6 protein-coding genes are annotated in these 9,529 nt (G+C 70.3%); 4 read left to right on the top strand and 2 right to left on the bottom strand.

What is annotated here, in order from left to right; genetic code table 11:
• Positions 1-32 precede the first annotated feature (32 nt).
• Positions 33-851: an alpha/beta hydrolase family esterase gene (locus LG334_RS05720; RefSeq protein ID WP_404384156.1), complete on the top strand. Its 819-nt coding sequence runs from the start codon at positions 33-35 to the stop codon at positions 849-851.
• Between the two features lie 55 nt (positions 852-906).
• Here the strand turns inward: LG334_RS05720 and LG334_RS05715 are convergent, their stop codons facing one another.
• Positions 907-1,440, bottom strand: a complete 534-nt coding sequence (locus LG334_RS05715) for a peroxiredoxin (protein ID WP_404384154.1) — start codon at positions 1,438-1,440, stop codon at positions 907-909.
• Between the two features lie 271 nt (positions 1,441-1,711).
• On the opposite strand from LG334_RS05715, the gene LG334_RS05710 reads away from it, so the two are divergent.
• Positions 1,712-2,152: a heme-binding protein gene (locus LG334_RS05710; RefSeq protein WP_009540936.1), complete on the top strand. Its 441-nt coding sequence runs from the start codon at positions 1,712-1,714 to the stop codon at positions 2,150-2,152.
• Positions 2,153-2,296: 144 nt separating this feature from the next.
• Here LG334_RS05710 and LG334_RS05705 read toward each other — a convergent pair whose 3' ends face one another.
• Positions 2,297-2,764: a MarR family winged helix-turn-helix transcriptional regulator gene (locus tag LG334_RS05705; protein ID WP_009540937.1), complete on the bottom strand. Its 468-nt coding sequence runs from the start codon at positions 2,762-2,764 to the stop codon at positions 2,297-2,299.
• A 403-nt stretch (positions 2,765-3,167) separates the two neighbouring features.
• Between LG334_RS05705 and LG334_RS05700 the strand changes: the two genes are divergently transcribed.
• Positions 3,168-5,096, top strand: a complete 1,929-nt coding sequence (locus LG334_RS05700) for an autotransporter assembly complex family protein (RefSeq protein WP_404384151.1) — start codon at positions 3,168-3,170, stop codon at positions 5,094-5,096.
• 4 nt (positions 5,097-5,100) lie between these two features.
• Complete coding sequence (locus LG334_RS05695) at positions 5,101-9,474, top strand: translocation/assembly module TamB domain-containing protein (RefSeq protein WP_404384149.1); 4,374 nt, start codon at positions 5,101-5,103, stop codon at positions 9,472-9,474.
• Positions 9,475-9,529: the final 55 nt, after the last annotated feature.

Below are 9,529 nucleotides of genomic sequence, written 5' to 3'. Positions count from 1 at the left end.
AGCCCGGCGGCGGGCGTGCGCGTTTCCTGCGTATGCGTATGACGGCCGCCGCCCTGCTCCTCCTCCTGCTCCCGCTTCCGGCGGTGGCGGCGTCGGCGGGGTGCGGGCAGTCGCCACCGGCCGCGCCGCCGGAGACGGTTGAGGCGGCCGGGGAGACGCGCGAGGTCCTGGTGGCGGTGCCGGAGGATTACGACCGCGACACGCCGCACCGGCTGGTCTTCGGCTTTCACGGCCGCACCACCCCGGCGGAGCGCGTGCGCCGCTACTACGGCCTGGAAAACGCCATGGCCGAAAGCGCGCCGACGGTCTTCGTCTACCCCACCGCGGCGCGCCAGGACGACGACACCTTCATCTGGCGCGTGCCGGAAGATCTGGCGCTGTTCGATATGGTGGTGGAGCGGCTGAGCGCGGACTACTGCATCGACCGGACCCGCATCTTCGCCGTCGGCCACTCGCTGGGGGCAAGCTTCGTCAACACGCTCGGGTGCCTACGCGGCGAGGCACTTCGGGGAATCGCCAGCGTCGCCGGCGGCATTCATGCGCGGGCGGAGGAGTGCCGGGGCGACGCGGCGGCGCTGCTGCTGCACAACCGGGCCGACCGGCTGGTGGACGTCGACCGCGGGCGCCGAGCGCGCGACGTGCTGGTGACGGCCAACGGGCTTGAGTCGGCGCCGGCGGCCTTCTACCCCCGGCCCTTCGGCTGCTACCGCTACGGCCCGGCGGAAGCCCACGATCCGGTCGCCTGGTGCCTCTACGCCGAATCCGTCAACCGTCGCGGCCGTTTCTACCCGCACCTCTGGCCCGATGGCGCGGAGGAAGCCATGGCTGCATTCTTTTCCGTGCTGCCATAGAAAAAGGCCCGCCGAGAGCACGTCGGCGGGCCAATTTCGGAAAGATGCGGCGCGCTTAGGCGGCCTTGCTTTTCTCGCCCTTCAGCCAGTTCAGCATGGTGTCGGCGTCGGACACCTCGAACGGGTCGGTGGGGCAGTTGTCGTCGAAGCCGGGCTCGACGAACATCTTCTTAACGTCGCCGTCCTCGACGTAGGCGGAATAGCGCCAGCTGCGCATGCCGAAGCCCAGGTTCGACTTGTCCACCAGCATGCCCATCTTGCGCGTGAACTCGGCGTTGCCGTCGGGCAGCAGGAAGACGTTGTTGGCGCCCTGCTGCTTGCCCCACTGGAACATCACGAAGGCGTCGTTCACCGACAGGCAGACGACCGCGTCGACACCCTGCGCCTTAAAGTCCTCGTACAGTTCCTCGTAGCGCGGCAGGTGGCTGGTGGAGCAGGTGGGCGTGAAGGCGCCGGGCAGCGAGAACAGCACCACGTTCTTGCCGCCGAACAGCTCGTTGCTGGTCAGGTCCTTCCACTCGAACGGGTTGGGGCCGCCGAGCGACTCGTTGCGGACGCGGGTCTTGAAGGTGACGTTGGGAACACGCATGAATGTTGGCTCCTCGATGGTCGCGGATTGTGTTCACGCAGGACCGCACCGTCTCGGCGCCGCCCCCTCTCTTGCTGCACAAAGAATGGGGGCTTGAGCCTTACGGATCAAATCATCTTTCCACCTGTTTTTGATCGGCCGTTCCGATCAACTTGCCGGCGCGGGCTTGCGGCGGGGCGGCGGCGACCGTAGATGCACCGGCACCGGCATGGCATGCTCGCCAGCCGAACCAGACCAGACCAGACCAGACCAGACCAGACCAGGAGGAAACATGTTCGCCCATTCCATTTCCCTCGCCGTCGCGGAAAAGATCGTCGACGAGGTCCTGCGCCAGGGGCGGGAGCGCGGGTTTCAGCCGCTGACGGTGGTGGTCCTCGACGACGGCGGGCACATCAAGGCGCTCAAGCGCGACGACGGCGCCAGCATCATGCGCCCCGAGATCTGCATGGGCAAGGCCTGGGGGGCGCTGGCTCTGGGCTTCGGCGGACGCGAACTGGCGCGCCGGGCCGACAAGATGAGCATGTTCATGAACGCCGCCTCGGATCTTGCGGGCGGCAAGATGGTGCCGGTGCCCGGCGGCATCCTCATCAAGGACGGCAAGGGCACCATCGTCGGCGCCGTCGGCATCACGGGGGACACCTCGGACAACGACGAGATCTGCGGCGTCGAGGCGGTCAAGGCGGTCGGCCTGACCCCCGACGTCGGCGACTGACGCAACGAAATGGCGGCGGACCCGATCAGGCTCCGCCGCCATTCCCATCGTGACCTTTCATCCGCCGGCCACGCCAAGCCGTAATCCCGTCCACCGGCCTGGCATCCGGCGGCGGGACAGGCGTCCGGCGCGGCCTGGGCCGTGTCAGGCGCTGCGGCTCATGCGGCCGGTTCCACGCTCGCCCAGTTGGGCCAGGATGGCCTCCAGGCTGTCGGTCAGCGCCTGGCGCCGTTCCGCCGGCAGGTCGGCGATGGCCTGCTCCAGCGCGTGGATGGGGTCGCGGCCGATCAGCGTGCGGCCCTCTTCCGTCAGGTCGATGCGGCGGCTGCGGCGGTCGCGCGGGTCTACGATCGCCTCCAGATAACCCTTCTTGACCAGCGCCGCCACCGTGCGCGAGGCCGGCGGAAGCGTGGTGCCCTGATAGTTGGCCAGGCCGCTGACGGTGCGCGCATTGGCGCCGGCCTTGCTGAAGTAGCGCAGCGCCGACCACTGCACCGGATGCATCCCGTCGGCGAAACACATGGCCTGGACGATGCGGCTTACCTGTTCCAGAAGCGCAGCGATCCCGGCGGTCTCGGACGAGCGCCCGATATCCTCGCTCATTGCAGTCATGAATCTTCAATCTCCACTCGGCCGGCGTGGCCGGCCATTCCATGCCCTCCAATAACGTTCATCGCGCACAAGAAACAACGCACACTTGATGCGCCTGAACGTTATTGCCAAGACTACCTTACCCCCTCACTTGGGGAAGTCATAGAAAAAAGTTCGCGGCGGGCGCTTGCAGCGGTATTCAGATGCCTCAGAGCTTGGAACGGCGAAAGAATTCGCCCCCTCAGAGGGTATACGACCGATTATCGCAGGGCAGATGAACCCGTTGCCGCCGTATAGTCGTAGATGAATGGGAGCATTCTGAACCGAGCCGGGGTCCGCCGCCCCGGCCACACGGCACGCTCGCTTCGCCACGTCACGCCGGGCCGGGCCCACGCCGGCCCGGAAAAGATGCCAGGGAGGACAATTGACAGCATCAATCTCGGGCGCACCGCCGCAAGCGCGTGCTTCGACGGCGGCCATGGCAGCGGCGGCGCGTCTGGTGGTGCTGTGCGTGCTTCTGCTTGGCCTGCCGGCGTGCTCCACCATCTCCGACATCACCGAGCGCATCACCGGCGACTCCTCGGTCCAGGGCCTGGAGGAGGGCCAGTCGCCCGATGACCTTCCCGTCCCCGGCGACTACGGCGACATTCCCTACGAGGTGACGATCACCGGCGCCGATGAAGGAGACCTGGAAGACGCCATGGAGGACGTCGGCCTCCTCTTCCGCCTGCAGGAGGAGCCGCCGGGCACGATCCTCGGCCTGCGCCGCCGGCTGGATTCCGACATCGACAAGTTCCGCGAGGTGCTGCGGTCGCAGGGGTACTACAGGGGCGAGGTGTCCGGCCGCATCGAACGCGAGGCCGACCCGGTCCGGGTGATCGTCGAGGTGGAGCCCGGCCCGCGCTACACCATCGATGCCTTCGCGGTGCACTACCGCGACCAGCCGCCGCCGCAGGGCGCGCCGCTGTCGCTGGCCGACGTGCCGCTGGAGCGCGGCGACCCTGCCGACGCCGACGCCATCCTGGAGGTGGTGGACGACCTGCCGCGGACCCTCAAGGTGCGCGGCTATCCCTTCGCCGAGGTTGTCGACACCCGCTACACGGTCAATCACGACCAGATCGTCCTGCGCGCCGATGTCGGCATGAACACGGGTCCCGCGGGCCGCTTCGGAACGCTGTCCGTCTCCGGCCTGGAAGACGTGAAGGAGGACTACCTGCATGACCTGGCCCCGTGGGAGCCGGGCGACCAGTGGGACGAGGACAAACTGGACGCCTATCGCGCCGCGCTTCTGTCCACCGGCCTGTTCCGGTCGCTGCGCCTGAGCCATCCCGACCAACTGGCCGAGGACGGCACCCTGCCCATCGACATTGAGGCGGTGGAGGCCAAGCACCGCACGCTGGGCGCGGGCTTGCACTACTCGTCCGACCTGGGCCTGGGCGTCACGGCCTTCTGGGAGCACCGCAACTACTTCGGCCGCGACGAGGACGTCCGCGTCGAGCTGGACCTGTCGCAGAAGAACCAGGAACTGACGAGCACCTTTCTCAAGCCCGCCTTCCTGCGCCCCGACCAGTCGCTGGTCGCCGAGGCGACGTTGCAAAACGAGGAAACGGAAGCCTTCGACCGCCTGGGCTTCGACGTCTCCGCCGGCATCAAGCGCTCCATCGGCGAGTTGTGGACGGTAAGCGGCGGGGGCTCGCTGGAAATCGCGCAAATCACCGAAAACGACGAGGCAGAGCGCACGATCCTGCTGGCGGGCCTCCCGCTCACGGCCCTGCGGGACAGCACCGACAACCCGCTGGACCCGACCGAGGGCAGCCGCCTCGGCATGTCGTTCACGCCCTATGCCGGCACGGCCGACGGCGCCTTCGTGGCCTTCGCCCGGTCGGAGGTGACAGGGTCGGCCTACTACAGCCCGCTGGAGAGCGACCGCCTCATCCTCGCGGCGCGCGCGGGTTTCGGCACCATCGTGGGCGAGGACCTCGCGGTCATCCCCGCCGACAAGCGGTTCTACACCGGCGGCGGCGGCACGGTGCGCGGCTTCGGGTACCAGCTCATCGGTCCGCTGGACGAGAACGACAACCCGACCGGCGGCCGCTCCAAGCTGGAACTGGGACTGGAGGCGCGCATCAAGGTGACCGAGAGCATCGGCGTCGTGCCGTTCGTGGACGCCGGCCAGGTGTTCGGCACGCAGTTCCCCGATTTCAGCCGGGAGATCCGCTATGCCGGCGGCCTTGGCCTGCGCTACTACACCGCCATCGGCCCCATCCGCCTGGATGTGGCGGCGCCCATCAACCCGCGCGAGGACGTGGACGACGCATATCAGTTCTACATCAGCATCGGCCAGGCGTTCTGACACCATGACCCGTATTCCAGCCCTTCCCGCCGCGCGCCGCGTGGCCGCCGTTCTCCTGCTGGCGCTGATGCTGTCCATCGGCAGCGGCGCCGGCCAGCACGCCGACGCGCAGATCTTCGGCACCGACTGGTTCAAGGGGAAGGTGGAGAACCTGCTGTCCGGCGGCGGCCTTGAGGTGGAGATCGGCGCCCTGGAAGGTCCCCTGCCGGGCGCGGTGACCCTGCGCGACGTCGCGGTCTCCGACCCGCAAGGCGTCTTCCTGCGCCTGCCGCAGGCGACCCTGGACTGGAGCCCGCTAGCCCTGGTGCGCGGGCGCTTCACCATCGACGAACTGTCGAGCGAGGGCGGCGAGCTTCTGCGCCTGCCGGACCTGCCGCCGGGCGAGGAACCGCCGCCCGCCGAGGACACCGGCGGCGGTTTCGACCTGGGGGTGCTGGAGCGCCTGCGGATCGACGTGCTGAACCTGCAACGCTTCCGCCTGGCCGAGCCCGTGCTGGGCGAGGACATGGTGCTGACGGCCGAGGGCAGCCTCGGCCCGGTGGAGGACGGCGACGGCATCCGCACCGATCTGGTGGTGGAGCGCGTGGACGAGCGCGGCGGCCGGGCCGCCGTCTCCGCCACCGTCTCGCCGGGGCGGGAACTGGCGCTCGACGTGCAGATCGCCGAGCCCGCCGGCGGCATCATCGCCCGCCTTGCCGACCTGCCCGGGCTGCCTCCGGTCCAGGTGGCGCTGGAAGGCTCCGGCCCCGCCGCCCGGTGGTCGGGCGAACTGTCGGCCGTGGCCGAGGACCTGGCCCGGGTGGAAGGCGACATCACGCTCGGCCTGCCGGCCGACGGCGCCTGGTCGGCAGGAGCCGACGTGGCGGTTTCCGTCACCGGGAACGCGCCACCCACCTGGCAGGCGCTGGTGCGGGACTCGCTTGCCGTTGAGGTGGAGGCCGAGGGCACGGCGGCGGGCACGGTCACCGTCAGCACCCTGCGCGCCGCCAACGACGCCTTCGCGCTCACCGGCCGGAACGTGGCGCTGGGGCCGCAGGGGGCGCTGGACGGAACCCTCACGCTGTCCACCGACGATGCCGACGCGCTCTTGGCGCTGGTGGACCTGCCGTTCGAGGCGGGCACCGTGACGGCGGACCTGGACGGCAGCCTCGATGCGCCGCAGGCCCTGGTGGATGCCACGCTCCGCCAGGTGGAGACGGGCACCGGCACCATCGACACGGTGGAAGGCCGGCTGCAGCTCAGCGCCGACGGTCCGCCGACGTCGCCCGACACGCCGCTGACCGTCAGCGGCGGCGTCACGCTGGTCGGGCTGCCGGAACCGGCGCCGGACCCGCGGGCCGAGATCGCCATCGACGCCACCCTGGTGCCCGCCGAAAACCGCCTGGAGGTCCGCCTGCTGCAGGTGGAAAGCGAGAGCCTGCAAGCCGATGCCCAGCTTACCGCCGACGTTGCGGAACTGACGGCCGAGGGCGTGGTCAACGTGCGCTCCGACAACCTGGAGACCTTCGGCGCGCTGGCCGGCATCGACGTGGAGGGCCAGGGTCGGATAGAGATGGAGCTGGACCGCGCGGCCGCCACCGGAGCCGTCGACGGCTCCGCCCGCATCGCCCTGTCGGACCTGCAATGGGGCGAGGCCACCTATGCCGCCCTCCTCGGCGACCACCTGACGGTCATCGCCGACCTGTCCCGCACGGCCGAAGGTGCCGTGCGGGTCGGCAACCTGACCATCGACAGCGGCGGCATCAACGGCGGCGGCGAGGCCGCGCTGCCCGCCGACATGGAAACCATTCAGGCCGCCTTTGCCCTTCAGGTGCCCGAACTGTCGGCCGTCGCCCCCGACGTGGCGGGCGGCATTTCGGTGGACGGGACCGTCAGCGGCGCCCTGACCGCCCCCGACCTCGACGTGGTCGCCACCTCGCCCGCCCTGACCGCGAGCGGGCAGCGGCTCACCGACATCCGGCTGGAGGCCACCGCGCAGGGCCTGGACGCCGAGGGGACCGAGGGCCGCCTGGCGCTCACCGCCACCGGGCCGGATGGCGCGCCGGTGCGCATCAACACCACCTACCGGGCGCCGGAGTGGCAACGCATCATCCTGCGCGACCTTGGCCTGCGGGCCGCGGGCCTGGCGCTCGACGGCGGGCTGACGGTGGCGCTGGCCCCGGCTCTGGGAATCGAGGGCACCCTGTCGGGCGGCATCGCCGACTGGAGCGCCCTGTCCGGTCTGGCGGGCATGGAGATCGACGGCAGCGGCTCGGGGCTGACGCTGACCTTCAACGACACCGACCGGGGCCAGCGCGTCGCCGCGCAACTCTCCGCCGACCGTCTGGCGCTGCCGGCCGAGGATATGCGGGTGCGCGACCTGTTGCTGGAGGCGCGGCTCGGGAACCTGTTCACCGCGCCCACCGTCACCGCCGAGCTGACCACCGACGCCGGCGCCGCCGCCGGGCTTTCGTGGAACCAGGCTGCCGTCGGACTGGACGGCGACCTTCAGGCGGGAACCATCACCGCAAGCCTGCAGGGGCCGACGGACCTGGAGACCCAGGGGCGCTACAACCTTCAGGACGGCCGGCTGGTGCTGGAAGGCTTCCGCGTCCAGGACGACGCGACGGGGCTGGGCGCTCGGCTCACGCAGCCCGCCACGATCAGCTTCGGCGGCGGCGACCTGGGTGTCTCGGACCTGCGGCTGGCGCTGGACGGGCGCGGGACGGTGGCCGTCGATGCCGCCCTCGGCCCACAGCGCGTGGCCCTCGACCTGCGGGTGAACGGCGTACCGCTGGAAACCGCCGAGCCGTTCCTGGGCGACGGCATGATGCCGGCGGGCGTGGTGGATGCCCGCATCGACATCGCCGGCCCGCCGAGCAACCCGACCGGCACGGTGACGGCCCGTATCCCCGACCTCTCGATTCCAGAGGCCGAGATCCGCGGCCTGTCGCTGGACGTGACCGGCGACCTGCGCAACGAGCGCCTGGACCTGCGCGCCCAACTGGGCGGCGTGCGGGCAGAGGAAGCGGTGGCGACCGCCTCCCTCCCCGTGGCCTTCTCGGCCCAGGGCATCCCGTCCCTGCCCGAAACGCAGCCGGTCGAGGCGCTGGTCAACTGGCGCGGCCGGCTGGAGAACATCTGGCCACTGGTGCCCGTGGTGGGCCACCGGCTCTACGGCCAGGGCTTCGTGCGTGCCGGCGTGACCGGAACGATCGCAGAGCCCGAACTGGCCGCCGAGGCGCGCATCACCGACGGCCGTTACGAGAACCTGGAATACGGCACGGTGCTGACCAACCTGCGGCTGGACGCCGACCGGCGCCCCGACGGCACCGTCGCCGTCGCGCTGACGGGCGACGATGCCGGGCGCGGAACCCTGCGACTGGACGCCCGCGCCAACCTGACCGACGAGGGCGCGCTGGTCATCGATGCCGACGGCGGCTTCCGTCGCGCGACGCTGATACGCCGCGACGACCTGCGCGCGACCGTCTCGGGCGACCTGGGCTTCCAGGGGCCGCTGGACGGCGGCACCTTCACCGCCGACCTGACGGTGAACGAGGGGCTTCTGCGGCTCATCAACACGCTCGGCGGCGGGGTCACCACCCTGGACGTGGTGGAGGAAGGCGGCGAGCAGGCCGGCCTTCCCGTGGCGACGGACCCGGGGGCGCTGGAGACGGCCGAGGCGCCGGCACTCATCGGCCTGGACATCTCGGTCACCATTCCCAACCAGTTCTATGTCCGCGGCCGCGGGCTCGAGTCCGAGTGGAGCGGCGCGCTCCGCATCACCGGCACCACCAACGCGCCGCAGATGGTGGGCCAGATCCAGGTGGTGCGCGGGCAGTTCGACCTGGTCGGCAATACCTTCACCTTCACCGAGGGCGAGGTGGACCTGACCGGCGGCCAGCGCATCAATCCGCGCCTGAACATCGAGGCCGCCAACGAGGCCGCCGGCGACGTCACGGCCATCATCGCCGTCTCGGGCACGGCGCGCGACCCCGAGATCCAGTTGACCAGCATCCCGCCCCTGCCCGAGGACGAGGTCATGGCCCGCGTCCTGTTCGGGGCGGGGCTGGAAGACCTGGGCCCGGTGGAAGCCCTGCAAGCCGCCAACGCCGTGCGTGTGCTCAGCGGGCTGGGCGGCGGCGGGCCGGGCATCACCGAGGTCATCGCCAGCACCATCGGCGTCGACACCATCCGCCTGGCCGGCGGCGAGGGCGGGCCGGCCCTCGAGATCGGCAAGTACATCACCGAAGACGTCTACGTGGGCGTGGAACAGGGCGTGGGCGCCGATTCCACCGGCGTGAACGTGGAGGTGCAGCTCACGCCCAGCGTCAGCTTGAAGGGCCGCACCAGCACGCGCGGCAGCGACGTGGGCGTAAACTGGAGCCGTGACTATTGAGGCGGCAACGGCCGACCTGCTATGGGTGTTTACCCCAAACGGCTTATGCAGCGAG

This window comes from Caenispirillum salinarum (assembly GCF_044803115.1).
Lineage (GTDB): Bacteria > Pseudomonadota > Alphaproteobacteria > Rhodospirillales > Rhodospirillaceae > Caenispirillum > Caenispirillum salinarum_A.
The sequence above is the reverse complement of the archived record's forward strand: the minus strand, read 5'-3'. Positions and strand labels throughout refer to the sequence as shown.

What these genes read in the sequence shown, in the direction of transcription:
- LG334_RS05720 (WP_404384156.1), top strand. Translation starts at nt 33, where the DNA reads ATGCGTATGACGGCCGCCGCCCTGCTCCTCCTCCTGCTCCCGCTTCCG.
- LG334_RS05715 (WP_404384154.1), bottom strand. Translation starts at nt 1,440, where the DNA reads ATGCGTGTTCCCAACGTCACCTTCAAGACCCGCGTCCGCAACGAGTCG.
- LG334_RS05710 (WP_009540936.1), top strand. Translation starts at nt 1,712, where the DNA reads ATGTTCGCCCATTCCATTTCCCTCGCCGTCGCGGAAAAGATCGTCGAC.
- LG334_RS05705 (WP_009540937.1), bottom strand. Translation starts at nt 2,764, where the DNA reads ATGACTGCAATGAGCGAGGATATCGGGCGCTCGTCCGAGACCGCCGGG.
- LG334_RS05695 (WP_404384149.1), top strand. Translation starts at nt 5,101, where the DNA reads ATGACCCGTATTCCAGCCCTTCCCGCCGCGCGCCGCGTGGCCGCCGTT.